The 21,013-nt window shown below is 71.2% G+C and carries 22 protein-coding genes and 1 riboswitch; of the genes, 12 read left to right on the forward strand and 10 right to left on the reverse strand.

Translation table 11 applies throughout. The annotated features are described in order from the left end of the window. Both ACLL9L_RS06000 and ACLL9L_RS06005 read right to left on the reverse strand, forming a co-directional pair. A partial coding sequence (locus ACLL9L_RS06000; protein WP_411283730.1) for a nitroreductase/quinone reductase family protein occupies positions 1-307 on the reverse strand: 307 nt, incomplete at its 3' end. A gap of 88 nt (positions 308-395) precedes the next feature. Then, entirely contained in the window at positions 396-743 is a 348-nt protein-coding gene (locus ACLL9L_RS06005; protein ID WP_411283731.1) for an ArsR/SmtB family transcription factor, read from the reverse strand. Positions 744-848: 105 nt separating this feature from the next. Here ACLL9L_RS06005 and arsB point away from each other — a divergent pair, with 105 nt between their 5' ends. The 3 genes from arsB to ACLL9L_RS06020 all read left to right on the forward strand — a co-directional run bounded on the left by arsB (position 849) and on the right by ACLL9L_RS06020 (position 2,683). Next, complete coding sequence (arsB, locus tag ACLL9L_RS06010) at positions 849-1,937, forward strand: ACR3 family arsenite efflux transporter (protein ID WP_411283751.1); 1,089 nt, start codon at positions 849-851, stop codon at positions 1,935-1,937. Next, on the forward strand, positions 1,934-2,386 hold the full coding sequence (locus ACLL9L_RS06015; protein ID WP_411283732.1) for an arsenate reductase ArsC: 453 nt from the start codon (positions 1,934-1,936) through the stop codon (positions 2,384-2,386). The genes arsB and ACLL9L_RS06015 overlap by 4 nt, the downstream gene beginning before the upstream one ends. Before the next feature lie 69 nt (positions 2,387-2,455). Further along, positions 2,456-2,683, forward strand: coding sequence for a hypothetical protein (locus ACLL9L_RS06020; RefSeq protein ID WP_411283733.1), 228 nt, complete (start codon positions 2,456-2,458; stop codon positions 2,681-2,683). 153 nt (positions 2,684-2,836) lie between these two features. Here the strand turns inward: ACLL9L_RS06020 and ACLL9L_RS06025 are convergent, their stop codons facing one another. After that, complete coding sequence (locus ACLL9L_RS06025) at positions 2,837-4,030, reverse strand: serine hydrolase domain-containing protein (protein ID WP_411283734.1); 1,194 nt, start codon at positions 4,028-4,030, stop codon at positions 2,837-2,839. Between the two features lie 141 nt (positions 4,031-4,171). Here ACLL9L_RS06025 and ACLL9L_RS06030 point away from each other — a divergent pair, with 141 nt between their 5' ends. The 6 genes from ACLL9L_RS06030 (at position 4,172) to ACLL9L_RS06055 (ending at position 10,952) form a co-directional block, all read left to right on the forward strand. Continuing rightward, entirely contained in the window at positions 4,172-5,068 is an 897-nt protein-coding gene (locus ACLL9L_RS06030; protein WP_411283735.1) for a LuxR C-terminal-related transcriptional regulator, read from the forward strand. 110 nt (positions 5,069-5,178) lie between these two features. Next, positions 5,179-6,138, forward strand: a complete 960-nt coding sequence (locus ACLL9L_RS06035; RefSeq protein ID WP_411283736.1) for an alpha/beta fold hydrolase — start codon at positions 5,179-5,181, stop codon at positions 6,136-6,138. Then, on the forward strand, positions 6,135-8,345 hold the full coding sequence (locus tag ACLL9L_RS06040) for a molybdopterin-dependent oxidoreductase (protein ID WP_411283737.1): 2,211 nt from the start codon (positions 6,135-6,137) through the stop codon (positions 8,343-8,345). Before ACLL9L_RS06035 ends, ACLL9L_RS06040 begins: the two co-directional genes overlap by 4 nt. Positions 8,346-8,350: 5 nt before the next feature. Continuing rightward, complete coding sequence (locus ACLL9L_RS06045; RefSeq protein WP_411283738.1) at positions 8,351-9,760, forward strand: WS/DGAT/MGAT family O-acyltransferase; 1,410 nt, start codon at positions 8,351-8,353, stop codon at positions 9,758-9,760. A gap of 51 nt (positions 9,761-9,811) precedes the next feature. Beyond that, entirely contained in the window at positions 9,812-10,186 is a 375-nt protein-coding gene (locus tag ACLL9L_RS06050) for a VOC family protein (protein ID WP_411283739.1), read from the forward strand. 163 nt (positions 10,187-10,349) lie between these two features. Further along, positions 10,350-10,952 carry a hypothetical protein gene (locus ACLL9L_RS06055; protein ID WP_411283740.1) on the forward strand — a complete coding sequence of 201 codons (603 nt, stop codon included), beginning with the start codon at positions 10,350-10,352 and terminating at the stop codon, positions 10,950-10,952. 138 nt (positions 10,953-11,090) lie between these two features. On the opposite strand, the gene ACLL9L_RS06060 is transcribed toward ACLL9L_RS06055, so the two are convergent. The 5 genes from ACLL9L_RS06060 to pdxH all read right to left on the reverse strand — a co-directional run bounded on the left by ACLL9L_RS06060 (position 11,091) and on the right by pdxH (position 16,100). Next, positions 11,091-11,765: a DsbA family oxidoreductase gene (locus ACLL9L_RS06060; RefSeq protein ID WP_411283741.1), complete on the reverse strand. Its 675-nt coding sequence runs from the start codon at positions 11,763-11,765 to the stop codon at positions 11,091-11,093. Between the two features lie 79 nt (positions 11,766-11,844). After that, complete coding sequence (locus ACLL9L_RS06065) at positions 11,845-12,798, reverse strand: C40 family peptidase (RefSeq protein ID WP_411283742.1); 954 nt, start codon at positions 12,796-12,798, stop codon at positions 11,845-11,847. 3 nt (positions 12,799-12,801) lie between these two features. Then, positions 12,802-13,008: riboswitch (cyclic di-AMP (ydaO/yuaA leader) on the reverse strand. 98 nt (positions 13,009-13,106) lie between these two features. Continuing rightward, on the reverse strand, positions 13,107-13,802 hold the full coding sequence (locus tag ACLL9L_RS06070) for a metal-dependent transcriptional regulator (protein WP_411283743.1): 696 nt from the start codon (positions 13,800-13,802) through the stop codon (positions 13,107-13,109). A 60-nt stretch (positions 13,803-13,862) separates the two neighbouring features. Next, positions 13,863-15,077, reverse strand: a complete 1,215-nt coding sequence (locus ACLL9L_RS06075) for an MFS transporter (RefSeq protein WP_411283744.1) — start codon at positions 15,075-15,077, stop codon at positions 13,863-13,865. Between the two features lie 306 nt (positions 15,078-15,383). Continuing rightward, on the reverse strand, positions 15,384-16,100 hold the full coding sequence (gene pdxH / locus ACLL9L_RS06080; protein WP_411283745.1) for a pyridoxamine 5'-phosphate oxidase: 717 nt from the start codon (positions 16,098-16,100) through the stop codon (positions 15,384-15,386). A gap of 72 nt (positions 16,101-16,172) precedes the next feature. Between pdxH and ACLL9L_RS06085 the strand changes: the two genes are divergently transcribed. Further along, positions 16,173-16,571, forward strand: coding sequence for a hypothetical protein (locus tag ACLL9L_RS06085; RefSeq protein WP_411283746.1), 399 nt, complete (start codon positions 16,173-16,175; stop codon positions 16,569-16,571). A gap of 32 nt (positions 16,572-16,603) precedes the next feature. Here ACLL9L_RS06085 and ACLL9L_RS06090 read toward each other — a convergent pair whose 3' ends face one another. Next, complete coding sequence (locus ACLL9L_RS06090) at positions 16,604-17,218, reverse strand: pentapeptide repeat-containing protein (protein ID WP_411283747.1); 615 nt, start codon at positions 17,216-17,218, stop codon at positions 16,604-16,606. Between the two features lie 83 nt (positions 17,219-17,301). On the opposite strand from ACLL9L_RS06090, the gene ACLL9L_RS06095 reads away from it, so the two are divergent. Further along, on the forward strand, positions 17,302-18,459 hold the full coding sequence (locus ACLL9L_RS06095) for a citrate synthase 2 (protein ID WP_411283748.1): 1,158 nt from the start codon (positions 17,302-17,304) through the stop codon (positions 18,457-18,459). A 323-nt stretch (positions 18,460-18,782) separates the two neighbouring features. Here ACLL9L_RS06095 and ACLL9L_RS06100 read toward each other — a convergent pair whose 3' ends face one another. Then, positions 18,783-19,400, reverse strand: coding sequence for a hypothetical protein (locus ACLL9L_RS06100; protein WP_411283749.1), 618 nt, complete (start codon positions 19,398-19,400; stop codon positions 18,783-18,785). Positions 19,401-19,624: 224 nt separating this feature from the next. Here ACLL9L_RS06100 and serC point away from each other — a divergent pair, with 224 nt between their 5' ends. After that, positions 19,625-20,752: a phosphoserine transaminase gene (gene serC / locus ACLL9L_RS06105; protein WP_411283750.1), complete on the forward strand. Its 1,128-nt coding sequence runs from the start codon at positions 19,625-19,627 to the stop codon at positions 20,750-20,752. Positions 20,753-21,013: the final 261 nt, after the last annotated feature.

The following is a 21,013-nucleotide window of genomic DNA, read 5'->3' on the forward strand; positions in this document are numbered from 1 at the left end:
TCCTGACGTTCACGTCTCGGGTGTCCGCGCCGATCTGGATCCTTGCCTTCCCCGCCGCCCGCAGGTTGCGGAACCACTGCGGATCGCGGGGTGCGCCAGCCGCCGAACCTGCCACGAGGTAACCGCCGTGGTCCTCGACGAATCCGACACACGTGGTGTGCGGCGCCCCGGTCTTGCGGCCGGGCACCGTCAGCAGGAGCACCGGAGTGCCCCTCACCTTGCCGCCGATGCGGCCGTTGGAGCGCCGGTAGACCCAGACGGCCGCACCTCCTGCCACTCGCAGCAGCATCTTCAACACCGGGTTCATGATGACCTCACTTGTCGGGGCTTCCCTGACACTGCTCCCTCGGGAGACAGTGCTCCCGCGGGGCCGACCTGTCAATGGCGGATCCGGCTCAGGAAAAGATCGCCGCGACGTCCGCGAGGCGTGACGGGACGATGGCGAACCAGGCCCACGACCCGCGTCGTTCCCGGGTCAGCAGGCCGGCCTCGACGAGCACCTTGAGGTGATGGCTGACGGTTGGCTGGGACAGGTCGACCGCCTCGGTGAGGTCACAGACGCACGACTCCTGCGGGTCGCCCGCACGGATCAGGCTGAGCAGCTGGAGGCGCACGGGGTCGGCGACCGCCTTCAGCAGCAGGGCGAGCTCGTCAGCGCGCTCCCGGTCGAGCGGCGCGAGCAGCGCTCCACCGCACGGCGAGACCGGTGCCGGCTTCGGGAGCAACGCCTTCTTCAGGGCCATCGCGGCCTCCTCACATCGACGAGGGTCCATATTGACAGATGACGATACAGCCGTCACGATCCTCCGGTGAGCACCTCTGCGGAACCGGGCACCGAGCACCCCGGCATGGTCGCCCGGCTCTCGACCCTCGACCGGTTCCTGCCCGCCTTGATCGGCCTGGCGATGCTCGCCGGCCTCCTGCTCGGCCGACTCGTGCCCGGCCTCGGCAGCGCGATCCAGTCGGTGCAGGTCGACGGGATCTCGCTCCCGATCGCCATCGGCCTGCTCGTGATGATGTATCCCGTCCTCGCGAAGGTCCGCTACGACCGGCTCGACTCGGTCACCGCTGACCGCCGGCTGCTCGTCAGCTCGCTGGTGCTCAACTGGGTGGTCGGCCCGGCCCTGATGTTCGCCCTGGCCTGGTTGCTCCTGCCTGACCTCCCGGCATACCGGACGGGCCTGATCATCGTCGGGCTGGCGCGCTGCATTGCCATGGTCATCATCTGGAACGACCTCGCCTGCGGCGACCGGGAGGCGGCGGCGGTGCTCGTCGCGATCAACTCGCTCTTCCAAGTGGTGGCGTTCGCGGTGCTCGGCTGGTTCTACCTCTCCGTGCTCCCGGGGTGGTTGGGGCTGGCGCAGACCGGCATCGACGCCTCCCCGTGGGACATCGCCAGATCCGTGCTGATCTTCCTGGGCGTGCCCTTGCTGGCCGGCTTCGCCTCGCGTCGGCTCGGCGAGCGCTCGCGTGGCCGGGACTGGTACGAAACGCGGTTCATCCCGCGGATCGGTCCGTGGGCGCTCTACGGCCTGCTCTTCACCATCGTCGTCCTCTTCGCCCTCCAGGGGGAGGCGATCACCTCGCGCCCATGGGACGTGGCCCGGATCGCCCTGCCGCTGCTGGCCTACTTCGCCCTAATGTGGGGCGGCGGCTACGGCCTCGGCGCTGCCATCGGGTTGGGTTACGAGCGGACCACGACCCTCGCCTTCACCGCGGCCGGCAACAACTTCGAGCTGGCCATCGCCGTCGCGATCGCGACGTTCGGTGCGACGTCCGGACAGGCCCTCGCGGGGGTGGTCGGCCCGCTCATCGAGGTGCCGGTCCTCCTCGCCCTGGTCTACGTCAGCCTGGCTCTGCGCAGGCGCTTCGCACCCCGACCGCGCCGCACCACCACCTCCACCTCCACCGCGTTTGCGACGAAACCGCGGTCATGACCAGCGCCACCACCGCTGCCACCACCACCGCTCCCACCACCCGACCCAGCGTCCTCTTCGTCTGCGTCCACAACGCCGGCCGCTCACAGATGGCCGCCGGATACCTGACGAGTCTCTCCGCAGGTGGCGTGGAGGTGCGGTCCGCCGGGTCGATCCCAGCGGACCGGGTGAACCCTGCCGCCGTCGCGGCGATGGCGGAGGAGGGCATCGACATCGCCGCGCAGACACCCACCGTCCTCACCACCGCGGCGGTCGAGGCCTCCGACGTCGTCATCACGATGGGGTGCGGCGACGCGTGCCCGATCTTCCCCGGAAAACGCTATGAGGACTGGGACCTCGAGGACCCCGCAGGCCAGGGGGTGGAGGCCGTCCGCCCGATTCGCGACGAGATCAGGAGGCGCATCATCACCCTCCTGGGCGAGCTCGGCGTCCCGGTAGCCAGCAGCTGACCCCGGCGGGGGATCGCGAGGTGACATCGGCGCCCTGAGCGGACCGGTGCGGTGACGCGGATACGTGCGGTGAAGGGGTGCGACGATGCCCGAGCGATCGACCCGCAGGCGATCCACGACGAGCTGGAGCGAGCCCGAGCAGACTTCCACCGGATGCTCGACACCGCCGCCCCGGCCAGCGTGCGCACCCTCATCCCGCTCGTCCGGTGCCTCGGCCGCCTTCCGGGCCCGGTGAGCTCAGGCTTCGCTCAGCTCCTCGACACGGCCAGCACGCCCTTCGTCGTGAACTACCTCTGATGCTGCGGCGGCGCGCTGGTGTTCAACCACGACCGGATGGCCCGCAAGATCGACCACACCATCGCCGCCCTGCGGCGCCGACTGGCCGCCGAGTCCCCGGCGAGCCTCCAGCGGGGCGCTTGCTTCCCGCCCCGCTGGGACCCCTGTTTCCGGTCAGGCCGCTGCATGCTCCTTCAAGGAGGCGTATGCCGCGGTCTCGAAGTCGAGGTAGGCCCCCACTGACGCGGGGTCGGCGAAGGGGAGGATCTGGGTGGCCCAGAAACCGCCGATCCCGTTCTGCCGGTCGATCCAGTAGTAGAGGTTCGCGAGGCCGGCCCAGGCGAGCGACCCGGCCGGGCGTCCGGTGGGGGCCTCCTCGTCGTTGACCATGAACGTCAGCGCCCAGGACTTCGGCATCCCCGGGAAGAACTCGGCGTCGTTGGACAGGCTCGGCACGACGCCTGGGAGCATCTTGATCTTGAGGTCGCCGAGGTGGTTCGCGGCCGCCATCCGCACCGTCTCGGGCTTGAGGACCTGGCCGTCCGGGGCGGCGCCGTCGTTGAGCCACATCCGGATGAACTTGGCGTAGTCGAGCGTCGTGGAGTAGAGCCCGTGGCCCCCCATGTGGACCTCGGGCTCCTGCGGCAGCACCAGATCGGTGGCCACGAGCGCCCCGTCGTCGCCGCGCTGGTGGATCTTGGCCATCCTCGACTGCATGTCCGGTGTCATCGTGAAGGCCGAGTCATGCATGCCCAGCGGCGCGAAGATCCGCTCCTGGAAGACCTCACCGAGACGCTTGCCGGTGATGCCCTCGACGACCTGGCCGGCCCAGTCGATGTTGGAGCCGTACTCCCACTCCTGGCCCGGGTCGAAGAGCAGCGGCGACTTCATCGCGGCCCTGGTCGCCGTGATGACGCTCGGCAGCCCCTGCTCCTGCACGAGCCGGGAGTAGTGCTCGTTGAAGAAGTCGTAGCCGAACCCGGCCGTGTGCAGCAGGAGCATCCGGGTGGTGATGTCCCGCGTCGGCGCCCTCAGTTGCGGCGTCCCGTCGGCGCCGAAGCCCGTGATCACCTGCACGTCGCCGAGGTCGGGGACATACTCCTTGGCCGGGGCGTCGAGGTCCAGCGAGCCGTCCTCGACGAGCAGCAGGCAGGCCGTGCCGGTGATCGCCTTGGTCGTCGAGAAGATCGCACAGACGGTGTCCGGGGTCATCTCGGTGTCGTCCCCGAGCGCCCGCACCCCCGCCGCGCCCTCGTAGATGTTGCCGGCCTGGTCGGTGACGATCGCCGAGACCCCCGGGACCCCGGGGGTGCCCGCGACGGCCCGCTGGAGGATCTCGTCGGCTGCCTGCTTCAGGGTGTGGCTCATGGGTTGCTCCTTCAGGACTTCGTTGACGGTGGTCGAGGCCGCAGCACGGACTTGCACGCGGCCATTCCGCTGAGGGCTCCCTCGGCTTATGCTCACCCCCAGGGCGGGACCGGACTACCCCCGAAAGGGGGAGGGAGACCCATGACGGCTACGCCTGGCACGGCGTCGGCGCTGCTGCGCCCTCGCGACAGCGACGCGATCCGTGGTGCCGTGCGAGCAGCGCGCTCGGACACCGGGGTGCCACTGGCCTTCGGCGGAGAGGTGCTGGACGGCGAGCTGTGCCTGACCGAGTTCGCCGGCACGCGCACCATCGGCCTGCGCGGCCTCCACGTCCTTCCCGGTGAGGGCCTCGGGGGACGCGCCATGGCCCTGACCCGTCCGGTCGCCGTGCGGGACTACGCCCCCTCGACAGACATCACCCACTCCTACGACCGGCCCATCCTCGGCGAGGGCATCCGCGGCCTGGTCGCCGTCCCCATCGTGGTCGGTGCGGCCGTCCGCGGAGTCCTGTATGCCGGGGCACGCGCCATCGCGCCGCTCGGCGACGTCGTCACGCAGGTCCTCGTCGAGGCGGCGGGGCGGCTCGCGCGCGAGTTCACGATGCGCGACGAGGTGGACCGCAGGCTCCGGCTGATGCTCTCGCCCGCGAGCGCGGTGCACCGGCCCCCGCCCCGCGGCGGGTCCCCCGTCCGGGTCGATGCGGCGACGATGGTGGAGGTGCGTGCCCTGCAGGCCGAGCTGCGCCAGGTCGCCCAGACCGTCGCCGACCCGCGGCTTCGCGAGCAGCTGCGCCACTCCTGTGACCGCCTCGCACGGATCGGTTCACCCGAACCCTCGCAGCCCTGCCCCCTCTCGCCCCGGGAGGTCGACGTCCTCTCCCAGGTGGCCCTCGGGTGCACCAATGCCGAGGTGGCCCAGCGTCTCTCGATCTCCCCCGAGACCGTCAAGGCCTACCTGCGCAGCTCCTCCGGCAAGCTCGGCACCCACACCCGCGCCGAGACCGTCAACGCGGCGCGGCGCAGTGGCGGCCTCGTCTGAGACCCGAAACGTTTGCCGGAGGTCGATCCGGGACCTAGGGTCGAGCAGTGACGCCCGAACCCCGACCAGCGCCCCTCGATCTCGCTGCCCCGTGGGGCGGGACGGGGTGGATGAGCGATCTCGGCGGGCCGGTGCACTGGGTCGACTTCGGCGGTCCCCGCGCCGACGAGGGGGTGCCCGTCGTCATGGTCCACGGGCTCGGCGGTTCCCACCTCAACTGGGTCGCCCTCGGCCCCGCGCTCGCGGGACGCCACCACGCCTACGCCATCGACCTTGCCGGGTTCGGACTGACGTCCGGCACCAACCGGTCCACCACGGTGCAGGCCAACGCCGAGCTCGTCGCCCGGTTCGTGCGCGAGGTCGTCGGTCGCCCGGTGGTCCTCATCGGCAACTCGATGGGCGGGATGGTCTCCCTGCTCGTGACTGCGGCCCACCCCGACCTCGTCGAGGGCCTCGTCCTCATCGACCCGTCCATCCCCATCCCCATCCCCCGTCAGCGTCCGGACTTCAGGATCGCCGCCCAGTTCGCGCTCTATGCCACGCCGTTCGTGGGGGAGCGATACATGACGGTGATGAGCAAGCGGGTCAGCGACCGGCAGCGCGTGCAGAGCGTCGTCGACCTCTGCTTCGCCGACCCCGCCAGAGCCGATCCTGCCGTCGTCGACGCCGGGGTCGAGCTGGCCGCCCACCGTCGGCAGACTCCCGGACAGGAGGCGGCGTTCCTCGGCGCCGCCCGCTCCCTCATGAAGGTCCTCACGGCGCCGGGCCGATACCAGTCGCTGATCCGGGGCATCGACACGCCCGTGCTGCTCGTCCACGGTGAGCTCGACCGTCTCGTCCCCGTGGCCGCCGCCCGGGCCATCGCCGCCTCGAACCCCCGGTGGGAGACGGAGTTCCTGCCCGGGGTCGGCCACACGCCCCAGCTGGAGGCTCACGAGGCGGTCCACGCCCGCACGGCACGGTGGTTGGCGGAGCACCACCTCAGCGACCCGATCGCGACCACCCCGCTCGCGACCACCCGGCACGACTCCTCGCCACGCACCACCGACAGCCCGACCGCCCGGCCATGAGCACGGCATACATCACCTGCCCGCTGTGTGAGGCGACCTGCGGACTGGCGGTGACCCTCGACGGACCCACCATCACGTCGCTGCGAGGTGACGACGACGACGCGTTCTCCCACGGGTTCATCTGCCCCAAGGGCGCGTCCGTCCAGGCGCTGGAGCAGGACCCGGACCGGCTGCGACAGCCGATGGTCAAACGCGACGGCCAGTGGCAGGGGGCGACGTGGGACGAGGCGTTCGAGGAGATCGACGCACGTCTGCTGCCGGTCCTCTTCGAGCACGGACGCAACGCCGTCGGGTTCTATCTCGGCAACCCGTCGTCGCACAACCTCGGCGTGACGCTCTACGGCCGGGCGCTGCTGCGGGCGGTCGGCAGCCGCAACATCTTCACCGCGAGCAGCGTCGACCAGCTGCCGAAGCACTTCTCCTCGGGTTACCTCTTCGGTGACCCGATGACCATCGCGGTCCCGGACCTCGACCGCACCCAGCACCTGCTCCTGCTCGGCGCCAACCCGTTGGTGTCCAACGGATCCCTGATGACGGCGCCGGACGCACGCGGCCGCATCAGGGCCATCCGGCGGCGCGGCGGCAAGGTCGTGGTGGTCGACCCGACCCGGACGCGCACCGCCGCTGTCGCCGACGAGCACCACGCGATCCGGCCCGGCACCGACGCCCTGCTGCTGCTCGCCATGGTGAACGTCATCGTCACCGAGGGGCGGGTCAGCCTCGGCCGACTCGCCCAGCACGTCACCGGGCTCGACGAGCTGCCCGCCCTGTGCGCGCCGTTCACTCCCGGCGCCGTCGCCGCCCGGACCGGGCTCGCTGCCCACGACATCCGCCGGATGGCCCTCGAGCTCGCCGACGCCGACTCCGCCGCGGTCTACGGCCGGATCGGCACGACCACCCAGACCTTCGGCACCCTCGCGAGCTGGCTCGTCGACGTGCTCAACATCATCACCGGCAACCTGGACCGCGAGGGCGGCGCCATGTTTCCGCTGGCCGCGGCTGGCCAGGCGAACAGCGCTGCGACGTCAGGGAATCCCGGACGCAAGGGCTGGCGGCACGACCGGTGGCGCAGCCGCGTCCGCGACCTCCCCGAGGTCATGGGGGAGCTGCCCGTCGCGACCATGGCCGAGGAGATCCTCACACCGGGCGAGGGGCAGGTCCGGGCCCTCATCGTGGTGGCCGGCAACCCCTGCCTCAGCACGCCCCAGGCCGACCGTCTCGACGAGGCCCTCCGCGGCCTCGACTTCATGGTGTCGATGGACGTCTACCTCAACGAGACGAGCCGGCACGCCGACGTCATCCTCCCGGGGCCGGGGCCGCTTGCCCGCGACCACTTCGACCTGACCTTCACCCAGCTCTGCGTGCGCAACATGGCGAACTGGAGCCCCGCGACCCTCGAGACCGACCTGCTGCAGGAGTGGCAGACGCTGCTGCGGCTCGTCGGCATCGTCAGCGGCCAGGGTCCGCACGCCGACATCGAGGCCCTCGACGACCTCGTGGCCGCCGACACCGCGGGCCGACAGGGACTCGACCCCTCGCTGGCCGCACCGCGCCGGGGCCCGGCCCGACTCGTCGACCTCCTGCTGCGGGCAGGTCCCTACGACCTCACGCTCGCCGACCTCGAGGACGCACCCCACGGCCTCGACCTCGGGCCGCTGCAGCCCCGCGTGCCCGACATCCTGCGCACCGCCAGCGGCACCATCGAGCTCATCCCCGACGCCATCAGCAGTGACCTCCCGCGCCTGCGTGCCCTCCTCGGCACCGGCCCTGCCGACGGTCTCGTCCTCATTGGCCGCCGCCAGCTCGGCTCGAACAACTCCTGGATGCACAACGTCGCCCCCCTCGTGCGCGGCAGCAACACCTGCACCGCCCAGGTGCACCCGGACGACGCGGCACGGCTCGGGCTCGTCGACGGCGGCCCGGCCACCATCCGCTCGCGCGCGGGTCAGGTGACGCTCCCCGTCGAGATCACCGACAGCATCCGCACCGGGGTCGTCAGCATCCCGCACGGCTGGGGCCACACCGCCCCCGGGACGCGGATGTCCGTCGCGTCCGCCCACCCGGGTGTGAACAGCAACGTCCTCGCCGACGACCTGCTCGTCGACGCCCTCACCGGCACCGCCGCCCTCAACGGCATCCCCGTCACCGTCACCCCTGCCACCCTCAGCCCGGCCATACTCACCCCTGCCACCGGCACCACTCAATGAACGCCATGGACCGGATGAGCGCGATGGACGCGATGTTCTTCTACTCCGAAGCGGAGCACACCCCGATGCACGTCGGGAGCGTCGCGGTGCTCGACGGTCCCGCCCCGGCATACGGGGACCTGGTCCGCCTCCTCGCCGGCAAGCTCGACCGGGTCCCCCGCTACCGGCAGGTGATCCGACCCGTGCCCCTGCAGCTCGGACGCCCCGTGTGGGTCGATGACCCCCACTTCCAGATCCTCTACCACGTGCGGCACACCTCGCTGCCCCAGCCGGGCGGCCCCGAGCAGCTGCGCAACCTGGCTGGACGGGTCTTCGCGCAGCGGCTCGACATGCGCAAGCCGGTCTGGGAGGTGTGGCTCGTGGAGGGCCTCGCCGACGAGCGCTGGGCGCTGATTGCCAAGACCCACCACTGCATGATCGACGGCGTTGCGGGCACGGACCTCCTCGCGGCCATCTTCGACCTCGATCGAGACGCCGACCCTCCGCCGCCCTCCGCGTGGCGGCCCGCGTCGATGCCCTCGACCTTCGACATCGCGGCGGGATCGCTCGCCGACCGCCTGCGGGAGCCCCTCCGGCTCGCCGAGCTGGCTAGCCGGACCACGCTCGACCGGGTGCCGATGGTGCTGGCGGGAGCGGTGGTGGCCGCGAAAGAGCTGGTGCCACAGTTCATCCCGACGTTTCTCCCGGGACGGGGACCTCCGACGCCGGACAGCCTCAACGGCTCGCTCGGCCCGAACCGACGGTGGGTGTGGACCAGCGCCAGCATGACGGAGGTCAAGCAGATCAAGGCCGCGTTCGGTGGCACCGTCAACGACGTGATCCTCGCCGCGACGACGCGGGGCTACCGGGACCTGCTCGCAGCCCGCGGCGAGCTCCTCCCCCACATGGTGGTGCGCTCCCTCGTGCCCGTCTCGACGCGGGGCGAGTCCGGGCGGGGTGTCGCCGACAACCAGGTGACGACGGTCGTGGTCGACCTGCCGGTCGCCGAGGAGGACCCGGTGCGCCGGCTCGGGCTGCTCCGGGAGCAGATGGACCGCAACAAACGCGGCCTCGGCGCCATTGACGCCGCAGCCATCGTCGGGCTGGCGGACTTCGCGGCACCCACCCTGCTGTCCCTCGGCGCGCGGTCGATGTCGCTGGTCCCCAACAAGCTCACCCAGACGGGCACGACGAACGTGCCCGGCCCCCGCGTCCCGCTCTACCTGCTCGGTCACCAGCTGCTCGAGCTGCGGCCCTACGTCCCGATCTTCGCCGGAGTGCGGGTCGCGGTCGCTGTGCTGTCCTACCTCGACACCTTCGGCTTCGGCATCACCGCCGACTTCGACAGCTTCCCCGACGTCGACACCCTCGCGACCGGCATCCGGCAGGGTTTCGACGAGCTCGTCGCAGCCGCGGACGAGGCCGCGCAGGACTAGCGTTTGAGGTCTCATCTCCAGATCTGTGGTCCCCACCGAGAGGCACAACCCATGTTCAAGGACACCACGGCCTTCAGCGGTTTCTCCGTCGACGACATCCCCGCCGCCAAGGCGTTCTACCTCGAGACCCTCGGCCTCGAGGTGACGGAGGCCGACGGGATGCTCACGCTCCACCTCGCCGGTGACCGGGCCACCCTCATCTATCCCAAGCCCAACCACGTGCCGGCGACCTACACGATCCTCAACTTCTCCGTCCCCGACATCGAGCCGGTTGTCGACGAACTCGGCTCTCGCGGCGTCGAGTTCGAGCACTACACCGGCACTCCGGGCGAGACCGACGAGAGGGGGATCTTCCGCAAGGGCGGCCCGCCCATCGCCTGGTTCACCGACCCGGCCGGCAACATCCTCTCCGTGATCCAGCAGTGACCGCGCCGCACCCCGCACCCTGCTGAACCACTGCGCAACTCCCATCCCGACGTCGGGACCATCGTCCCTGTGCGCGCGATGTCATCGCCTTCATGCTCGGGAACGCCAACCAGGCACGGAAGTTCGGAGCCATCACTCCGGAACGCGATGAGGGAGCGCCACCATGCGACGCAGAACACTCGATGCACTACTCACCACCGGCGGCGCCATCGTCGCCGTCGTCCTCCTGGTCGCCGCCGGGTTGCTCTTCTGGGCCGGGAGCTTCGCCAACAACACCGTCTCGTCGCAGCTCGCCGACCAGAAGATCACGATGCCGTCGGGCGCCGCGATCGCGGACCCCCTGATCAAGCCCTACCTCGAGCAGTACGCGGGCCAGCCGATGACCACCGGCGCCCAGGCTCAGGCCTACGCCGACCACTACATCAAGGTCCACATGAACAAGGCGAGCGCCGACAAGACCTACGGAGAGGTGAGCAGCGCCTTCACCGCCCTCTCGAAGGACACGACGGCCGACCCAGCCGCGGTCAAGACCCTCGGTGACCTGCGCCAGACGCTCTTCATGGGCGACTCGCTCCGTGGCCTGCTGCTCAACGCCTACGCCTTCGGCACCCTCGGCATGATCGCGATGTATGCCGCGGTGGCCAGCGGCATCGGCGCCCTCGCCATGCTGGTCCTCAGCTTCCTGGGGCTGAGGCACCTGAGGACGGTCCCCGAGACGCAGGAGGTCCGCTTCGGCGGAAGGGCCCCGGTCCCCGCGAGCGCCTGAGGGCCGACGACCCCGGATGACGGTGCCCCGACCAGACAGTCGGGGCACTGCCATGTCCGGGCGCCACGGCGTGCTTGGAGAAAACTGGCCACACCCGGGTGTGTCCAGGTTTCCCCAGGGAGGCCTGACCACCGCGGCTCAGGCCGGGCCAGGCACTCCGGGAGCCAGCGACTCCCGGAGCAGGTCGGTGAACGCCTCGACCGGCTGGGTGCCGCTCAGGGCCACCCGCCCGTTGCCGAGGACGAACGGGACGGTCATCGCCCCGAGCCGGGTCGCCTCCCGCTCGTCTGCCAGCACCTCGTCCGCGTAGTCGTCCCCGGCCAGCACTGCGGACACGCGACGCTCGTCGAGGCTGGCCTCGGCCGCGCACCTCAGGAGGACAGCGTGGTCGTCGATGGCCAGACCTTCGGTGAGGTGCGCCGAGAAGAGCCGTTCGAGGATGGCGTCCGCCTCGGCCGGTCCGCCGGCCATCCGGCCGAGGGCGATGAGCCGGTGGGCGTCGAACGTGTTGGCCGGGACGACCGAGGCCAGGTCGAGTCGGATGCCCTCGGCCGCCGCCAGGGTCACCAGACGCACGTTGTCCCTGGTGTCGGCGGCGGACGAGCCCCCAGCAGGGCGGCCGCCACGCGGCATACCGGGGTCGAGCTCGAAGGCCCGGTGGCGCAGGAGCACCTCGGGCGGGCGCTCCCACGCGTCGATCGCCGACCGGAGCCGGGCCTTGGCGAGGTAACACCAGGGGCTGACGAGGTCGCTCCACACGTCGAGGACGATCGCCGGGTGGGGGGCCACCCCTGAGGGGGACGTATGAGCCATCTCTGCATCCTGCCACTGAGAACACGGCAGCGGCCCCCCGCCCTGGGGCGAGAAGCCGCTGCCGAAAGGTCGAGCTCGGTCAGAATCGACCGTAGCTGACGTTCGTCTGGGTCCAGATGACGTGCAGGCCGCTCAACGTGCCGGGGCGCTGTGAGTCATACATCTTGCCGCCGCCGGCGTAGATCCCGACGTGGTAGGCCGGGTAACCGAAGAAGATCAGGTCGCCGGGGACGGGGTTCGAGACCTTCGTGGCCGCCTGACGCTGGGCCTCGGCAACACGTGGGATGGACTTGCCGACCGCACGGTAGACGTATCCGGTGAAGCCGGAGCAGTCGAAACCGGAGGTCGTCGTGCCGCCGTAGACGTAGGGGATGCCCGAAATGCTCGCGGCGATGCCCAGGATGCCACCGCTCGGCGCCGGAGCCGGAGCCGGCGCGGGCTTGGGAGCCGGAGCCGGAGCGGGCGTGGGAGCCGGAGCGGGGGCCTGAGCCGGAGCCACAGTCGGGCGCACGGCGGCGCGGGCTGCGCGGGCGACCGGCGCGGCGGCGACGGTCGGCGCAGCGGCGACGACCCTGGCCACCGGAGCGGCCACCTGGGCGACGGGCGCGGCGACCTTGGCGACGGGCGCAGCGACCTTGGCGACGGGCGCAGCGACCTTGGCGACGGGAGCGGCCGGGGCAACCGCCGGGGCAACCGTGGCAATCTGCACGACGGACGCGGCTGGGACCACAGCGGCCGTACCCGAGAAGCCGATGAGGCCAAAGGTCGGGAGGGTCGTCGTGGCCGCCGGGGCGGCAACCGAGAAACTCTCCGGGACGGCGGCGAGGCTTGCGGCGACCGCCACGTTGGTGTTGCTGTCGCTGGCGGGGGCGGCGGAGGCAGGGATGGCGAACGCCACAACGAGCCCACCCGAGGCCACGACCACAGCGGACGCCATCAAGGCGGGCTGGGCGGAGCGGGCGGCGATGTCGCCGAGTTCGTTGAGGGGATTGAAGCCTGGGGCGCGATGGCGCCCAGAAGGGGTACGAGCCACGGAGAGACCTCTCAAGCGCCTACGAGGTGAGCTGTCGGGTTCGGGTGGGAGGTTGTCTGGTGCACCCGGTTCTGTTCACGGGACGGGTCCCGTGCTGGCGAACTTGACCCCAAGGACGTCTGGCGACGCCCGAAAGTGGTTCCCCCGCTCCTGCCAAGCGATGTGTGTGACGTTCCCGACCCGAGTGGCAGGATTAGGCGGTCCCGGGAGGACCTCACTCCAGGGGGAGTAAGTGGGCCCAAACCTACACAGGGCACTGTCAAATGTCACGCCACGGTCACGGAATCGCCAAGAAATTCCCTGATCGCTCAGAGCAGCGCGGCGAAGACGTGCAGCGCGACGTCCTCGGGCAGGGAGACCCCGGTGGCCTCGAGGGCACCCTCCCGGACGGCGATGATGCGCCTGTCCTGGCGTCTGACCTCGACGTTCGCCCCGGGCAGGAGCCCCGCGACGGTGAGCAGGGTGAGGGCCTCGTGGTCCACCTGGACCGGCTCGCCGATGCGGCGGACGGTGACCAGGATCGGCTGCTCGCCCGCGAGCTCGGTGAGGCTCTTGAGGCCGGTGAGAAAGCTCTCGCCCGCCTCCTCCCCCAGCTCGTCCAGGCCGGGGATGGGGTTTCCGTAGGGCGAGTCGTGATGGTCCTCGAGCAGCGCAAGGATCTTGCGCTCGACCCGTTCGCTCATCACGTGCTCCCACCGACAGGCCTCGTCGTGGACGAACTCCCACTCGAGCCCGATGACGTCGATGAGCAGGCGCTCGGCGAGGCGGTGCTTGCGCATGACCCGTGTGGCCCGCGCCCGGCCGTCTGCGGTGAACTGCAGCTGGCGGTCGCCCCCGACGAGGAGGAGGCCGGCGCGCTCCATCCGGGCGACGGTCTGCGAGACGGTGGGGCCGGAGTGACCCAGTCGCTCGGCGATCCGGGCACGCAGGGGCACGATGCCCTCTTCGTCGAGCTCGAAGATGGTCTTGAGATACATCTCCGTGGTGTCGATCAGATCCGTCACCAGTGAAGTGTGTCATCCGACGTGAGGTCGATGCTCATGAGGGCAGGCAGGCCGCGGTGGTCACGAGGTGCGCCCGCCGTCGGCTGCCCGCCGGGAGACGGGGTCGAAGCGGGGCACCCAGACGCGCAGCCAACCGGCCCCCGCCACGGCGACCGCCCCCATCACGAGCGCCGCCGCCGCGAGGGGCACGAGCGTCGTCAGGGCGCTGACCGCCGCGGGCCCGGCAGCGTTGCCCGTGTCGGACATGAGCCGCCAGCCGCCGAGGAACTGCACGCGCGCGTCGGCCGGTGAGGCGTCGGCGCCGAGGGTCATGACAAGCCCCGAACCGATGCCGTTGCCCACTCCGAGGACCACCGCCACGGCGGTGATGGCGGCAAAGGAGTGCGTCAGCGGCAACAGGGCCATCCCGACGCCGAGCACGACCATGCTGGGGACGGCGACCCACACCCGCCCGAAACGGTCCATCACGCCACCGGCCGGATAGAACAGGAGCATGTCGACGGCGCCGGCAATGCCGAAGACCAGGCTGGTGTGCGCGGCATCGAGCCCGATCGCCTCGGCCCACAACGGCACCAGGGCGGTGCGGCAGGACCGGGCGGCGGCAATGAACATCGCCCCGACGCCGAGGGTCGCGAGCGTGGCCCGCTGTTCGCGCAGGACCGCACCGACCGGGCGTCGCGGCGTCGCGCGCTGTGCGGCCCGCTCCCCCGCGGTGATGTCCCGGACGAGCAGCAGCAGGACGAACGCCGCAGCCGACGCGAGCATCCCGACGACGTATGCCGCGCTGATCCCCCAGCGCGCGACGACCACTGCCCCGACGAAGGGGCCGACGAACAAGCCGATGCGGTTGACGCCCCCGAGCGTGGACAGCGCCCGGGCCCGCAGCGCCACCGGCACCGCCTCCGTGAGGTAGGCCTGCCGGGCCAGGCCGAAGACCGCTCCGGCGACCCCGATGAGCAGGACCGACGCGGCCAGCACCCCGACGGACGGGGCGAGGGCGCAACCTGCCATCCCGACCGCCTCGAGGGCGCAGGCGAGGATGAGGGACGCGCGTTCACCGATCCGGGCGGCCAAAGCGCCGGCGGGGAGGTCTCCTGCCAGCTGCCCGATCCCGAGCAGCGCGATCATGAAGGCGGCGAGGTTGACTTCGGCGCCGAGGTCGCGGGCCGACAGCACGACGACGGGCAGGACCGCGCCGGAGCCGACGGCGCTGAGGGCGGTGGGTCCGTAGGCGGAGAGCGCGACCTCGCGCAGACCCCGAACCGTCTCAGCCATCACCTCACTCTAGGAGCAGCGACGCCGACGTGGACATCGACCTGTCGGCAGAACCCCCTTGCGCGTCGGCCGGAGGCGTTTTACCGTCTGAGGTACACGAGAAGGGAGGTGGTCAGATAGTGAGTTCTTATCGGACACGTGAGGTGACTGCGCCGTAAGCGCAGCCGTTCGGCTGGCCGTCTCGACGGTCAGCACAGGACGCGCGATCGCAATCCACCGCAGTCGCTGCAGCCCGTGGGTACGCACGTAACGTCCAGCGTGCAGCCGGTCCTTCCTGGGAATCCGGTAGCCCACGGGTTGTCCGCGTCAGGGCTGCCTGCGGGCCACGGCCCAGACGCCCGCGTCGTCCAGGCTCGGATGGCTGGCCACGTCGCCGGCCGATGCGCCGCCGCCCGCGCCGACGGCCGTGAACACCAGCCGGTCGTGCAGTCGGTTGCGGCGACCGCCCCAGAACTCGACCTCGGTGCAGCGGATCCGGAACCCGGCCCAGAAGTCCGGCATCGGCACGTCGGCGGGGTCCTCGTGGTCGGGATACTGCGCGGCATACCGATCGTAGGCTGCCTCGAGCTGGGCCCGGCCGTCAACGGCCCGCGACTGCCGCGAGGCCCAGGCGCTGATCCGCGAGCCCCACGGCCGGGAGGACCAGTAGTCGGCCACCTCGTCGCGCTCGATCTGCTCGAACACGCCACGGAAACGGATCGAGCGGAACATCGACGGCCAGGTCAGGGACGCCGCCACGTGCGGGTTGGCCCGCAGCTCGAGGCCCTTCGTCGAGTCGAGGCTCGAGACGAACCCGGGCCCGCGCTCGTCCAGGAAGCGCATCAACACGGTGCGCACGTTCGGGACGCCGGACGCGTCGACGGTCGCGACCGACAGGGCCCGCGGCTCGGGCACGTCGTCCCGCTCGGCGCCGCGCCGGTCGGCGTCCTCGACCCACAGCCGGGCCTGCTGCAGAGGGGTGGGGGCCAGGTCGGCCTCACTCAGACCCTCGCCGGTGTAGTCGCGGCGGTCCACGGTGCTCACGGTGACTCCTGGGTTGCGGGGACGGTGTGTCGTCCAAGGTTAGGCTGGGCCGAAATCCAGTGGAGGTGCGGCATGGCGTTCGGCAGGCTGTTCGTCAAAGGGGTGCGTTACGGCGTGAAGTACGGCCCCGCCGCCAAGATCGTCTTCGACCAGGTCAAGGTTCCGGCGAGCGACTACGCCAAGAGCAAGTTGGACTCCCAGCGCAGCCGCAGGATCGCGATCGACAAGGCGCGCACCCTCGAGGACGGCTCCCTCCTGCGGGTCATCCACGGGGAGAAGCCCGTGTGGATCGTCTTCAGCGGCGACGAGGCGGTCTCGGCCCACCCCAGCCCCGGCGTGCCGGTCAGCGACCTGCTGGTCCGGGCCGACCTGAGCCTTCGGCGCCGGCCGGACGAGCTGCCGACCCCGAAGGACCGGGCGGTGGCAGCGAGGAACAGGGCCGTCGGCTCCGTGCGACGCAAGAAGTCCTAGCGCCCGGCGCCTCACGGCCCCCGCGGGCGGCGTCAGCCGCTGACCGTGATCCCGAGCTGTTCGGCGAGTGCGTCCGCGAGCTCGAACAGCTGCAGGCGGCTGATCGTCGCGCCACCGAGGCTGGTCAGGCCCTTCGGCTCGACGAGTCGCGCGCCCGAGAGGTCCACGCCCTTCAGCTTCGCCCCGTGCAGCTGCATCCCGATGAGGGTGCAGCCCGAGAACGTCACGTCGCGAAGTGACGCGCCGCCCACGTCGGGCTCGATGAGCTGGCAGTCCTCGAAGTGGACGTCGCGCAGCGTGGCACCTCGCAGGTTGAGGAACTCGATCTTGCCCCCGCGGACGGTCACCCGCCGCCACGTCGAGCCGTATGCCGTGAGCGCCCCGAAACGCGCGTCCCTCACCGTGACGTCGAGCAGGCTCGCCTCCGAGAGGTCGGTGCCCACACCGCGCATCTGCGCCAGCGTCGTATCCGTCCATCGCGAGGCGGCGAGATCGGCGCCGGTAAGGTCGCACGACTCGAAACCGCACTCCAGGAATCGCGCACCGGCCCCGCGGGCGCCGGTGAGGTCGAGGTCCCTGAAGGCGACCGCGTCGTAGTCCTCCCCCGGCGCGAGGGTGCCACTGAACGCGGTCCTGGGCTCCGGCATAGGGCCGAGTGTGGCAGCGCCAACCGACGAAGTGGGGGCACAATGGGCCTGCTCTGCACGCACCCCATGGCCGAAGGAGTCCGATGACCACGCAGTTCGAGGTGTCCGCCAGCCCTGGCGCCGCCGACCCGAACTTCAAGCCGGGCCTCGAGGGCGTCATTGCCTTCGAGTCCGAGATCGCCGAGCCGGACAAGGACGGTGGGTCGCTGCGTTATCGCGGCGTGGACATCGACGACCTCGTCGGGAAGGTCTCCTTCGGCAACGTCTGGGGCCTGCTCGTGGACAACAAGGTCAACCCGGGGCTCCCTCCTGCCGAGCCGTTCCCGCTGCCCGTCCACACCGGTGACGTCCGGGTCGACGTGCAGAGCGCGCTCGCACAGCTGGCCCCGGTGTGGGGCTTCAGGCCGCTGCTCGACATCGACGAGGCCGAGGCGCGGGACAACCTCGCCCGGGCCGCGGTCATGGCCCTGTCCTGGGTCGGGCAGTCCGCCCACGGGCTCGACAAGCCGATGGTCCCGCAGCCGCAGGTCGACACCGGCCGCACCATCGTCGAGCGGTTCATGATCCGCTGGCGAGGGGAGCCCGACCCCAAGCACGTCGAGGCCGTCGACGCCTATTGGGTCTCCGCCGCGGAGCACGGGATGAACGCCTCGACGTTCACCGCCCGCGTCATCGCCTCGACCGGGGCCGACGTCGCAGCGTGCCTGTCCGGCGCGGTCGGCGCGATGAGCGGCCCGCTGCACGGCGGTGCGCCGTCGCGGGTGCTGCACATGCTCGACGGGGTCGAGGAGCAGGGCGACGCCCTGACCTACGTCAAGACCGTCCTGGACCGGGGCGAGCGCCTGATGGGCTTCGGGCACCGCGTCTACCGGGCCGAGGACCCGCGGGCGCGCGTCCTGCGCTCGGCGTGCGAGCGCCTCGGCGCGCCGCGCTTCGAGGCGGCTGCGGCCCTCGAGAAGGCGGCGCTCGAGGAGCTGCACGCGCGTCGACCCGACCGGGTCCTCGCGACGAATGTCGAGTTCTGGGCCGCGGTCATCCTCGACTTCGCGGAGGTCCCGGCGTCGATGTTCACGCCGATGTTCACCTGTGCCCGGACCGCCGGGTGGTCGGCGCACATCCTCGAGCAGAAGCGGACCGGGCGGCTCATCCGGCCGTCGTCCCGCTACATCGGGGAGGCCCCCCGCAGGCCCGAGGACGTCGAGGGCTGGGACGCCGCGAAGCCCGCCGGCCACGACGCCTGAGTCTCGCGGCCCAGGGGTTCGCCGGGATGCGCGGCACCCCCTTTCCACGCACTATGCCTGCCCATCAGTGGAGGCAGCGCCCTCCCGCATCCTGCGGTGCCCACCAGTGCGGGCAGCGCCCTCCCGCATCCTGCGCTGCCCACCAGTGGGGGCAGGGCATAGTGCGCCGGAACGGGACACGGGGCCCGGACCGCGGGGAGACATGACCACGCCCGCGTGTGGCCAAGTTTCCCCACAGCCGGGCCCCGTCCGGTGAGGACCGCCCAACGACGGATGCCGGGCCGCACCGGTGAGGGGCGACCCGGCATCCGGGATGGGCAGGGTCAGAGGTCGGGGCCCTCGGTCCGCAGCTTGTCGACCTCGGCCATGGCGTCGCGCAGTCCCTGGAGCCACTCGTCGGTGTGCTGGCCCACCAGGGTCACCGCCCAGCCGAGGGCCTCGGACCGCGACCGGGCGATGCCGGCGTCGACGAGGGTGTCGAGGACCTGACGCTGTGGCTGGCGGAGCCGGGTCATCACCGGCACCGACTGGTGGGTGAAGAGCGCCGACTCGTCGCCGATCCTCACGCCCCAACCGACCTTGCGCCCGTAGCGGGACTCGGCCTCGAGGGCGATGGCGATGCGCTCGTCGCGGCTCTCCTCGCGGAACCTGCTGATCCGCCCCTGCGCTGCCGCCGAGGAGCTCTCCCCGGCAGCGTTGTCGACCGGCGGCAGCTCACCGATGACGATGATCTCCTCCCGGTCGACATGGACCTCCGGCGCGGTGGTGAACCAGCCGGAGGGGAGCCGGCCGGCGAACCAGCCCGCGGCGTCGTCCGCTGCGGGCAGGTCGGCCTGCTGCCAGCCGCCGGGTCGTCCGAAGGGCCCTCGACGGCCGCGGCCGCCCCGGGGACCGCGTCCCTCGCCATGACCGTGGTCCTCGTGGTGGGTGTCGTGTCTCATGATTCCTCCTTACAGGATTACAAGATTACACCCGCACAACGGGTGTCATGCCCCAAAGATTCCCGGCACCGTGAACGGGTCCACCCACTGGACCCGGCGTCCACGCTGCGGGCGGCCTTGGTTTCATACGGGGGACATCGGTGTCACTCGCTCTTTCCGTGCGGGCGCCCGCACGGACCGTTATCGGCCGCCCACGTGGCGGCCCACATCCGAGGTGGTTGCCCGTGACCGACGCCCAGCTGACGATTCCTGCCGAGCTGCTCCCCGGGGACGGACGGTTCGGCTCCGGGCCGAGCAAGGTCCGCCCCGAGCAGGTCGACTACCTCAGCTCGCTCGGGCGCACCGTCCTGGGCACGTCACACCGTCAGGCCCCGGTCAGGAACCTCGTCGGCGAGGTCCGCGACGGGCTCGGCCAGCTCTTCGCCCTGCCGGATGGCTATGAGATCGTCCTCGGCAACGGCGGGTCGACCGCGTTCTGGGACATCGCGGCCTTCGGCCTGGTCCGCGACCGCGCGCAGCACCTCAGCTTTGGCGAGTTCTCGGCCAAGTTCGGATCCGTCACCCAGAACGCGCCCTTCCTCGGCGACTCGACGATCATCAAGGCCGAGCCGGGCGCGCTGGCGCAGCCGCGCGCCGAGGCCGGCGTCGATGTCTACGCTTGGCCGCACAACGAGACCTCCACCGGTGTCATGGCCCCGGTCCGGCGCGTCGCCGGCGCCGACGACGACGCCCTCGTCCTGATCGACGCCACCTCCGGCGCCGGCGGCCTGCCCGTCGACGTCGCCGAGACCGATGTCTACTACTTCGGCCCGCAGAAGTGCTTCGCTGCCGACGGTGGCATCTGGCTCGCCGCCTTCTCCCCTGCGGCGCTCGCCCGCGTCGACGAGATCGCTGCCACCTCCCGCTGGGTCCCTGACTTCTTCAGCCTGCCGACGGCCATCACGAACAGCCGCCTCAACCAGACCTACAACACCCCCGCCGTGAGCACCCTGGCGCTGATGAGCTCACAGGTCTCGTGGATCAACGAGCAGGGTGGCCTGGGCTGGGCCGTCTCGCGGACGGCCGACTCGAGCAGCCGACTCTACGACTGGGCGGAGAGGACCGACTACACGACGCCGTTCGTCTCCGACCCGGCTGCCCGCAGCCAGGTCGTCGGCACCATCGACTTCGACGACGCCGTCGACGCGGCTGCGGTTGCCGCAGTCCTGCGCGCCAACGGGGTCGTTGACGTCGAGCCCTACCGCAAGCTCGGGCGCAACCAACTACGCGTCGCGATGTTCCCGGCCGTCGACCCGCAGGACGTCTCCGCGCTGATCTCCTGCATCGAGCACGTCGTCGACGCGACCCGCTGACGTCGGACCGCTCGGGCTCAGCGCACGACGGCGGCGACCACGGCCACGACGATGAGCAGCACGAGCGCCGCGATGGTGACCCGCTGTCGGAACCGGACGCTCACCTGACCGCCTCGGGCACGGTATCGGGCACGGTCTCACTGGGCGCTGCGAGGACGACCTGCAGGCGCGGACGGCGGCGGGGCTCGTAGCTCACCCGCACATTGTTGCGCCTGCGCAGGAAGAGGGCGACGCCGACCAGCGACAGCCCGACGGCCAGGG

The organism is Lapillicoccus sp., assembly GCF_046595215.1.
In the GTDB taxonomy this organism is placed as follows: Bacteria; Actinomycetota; Actinomycetes; order Actinomycetales; family Dermatophilaceae; genus Lapillicoccus.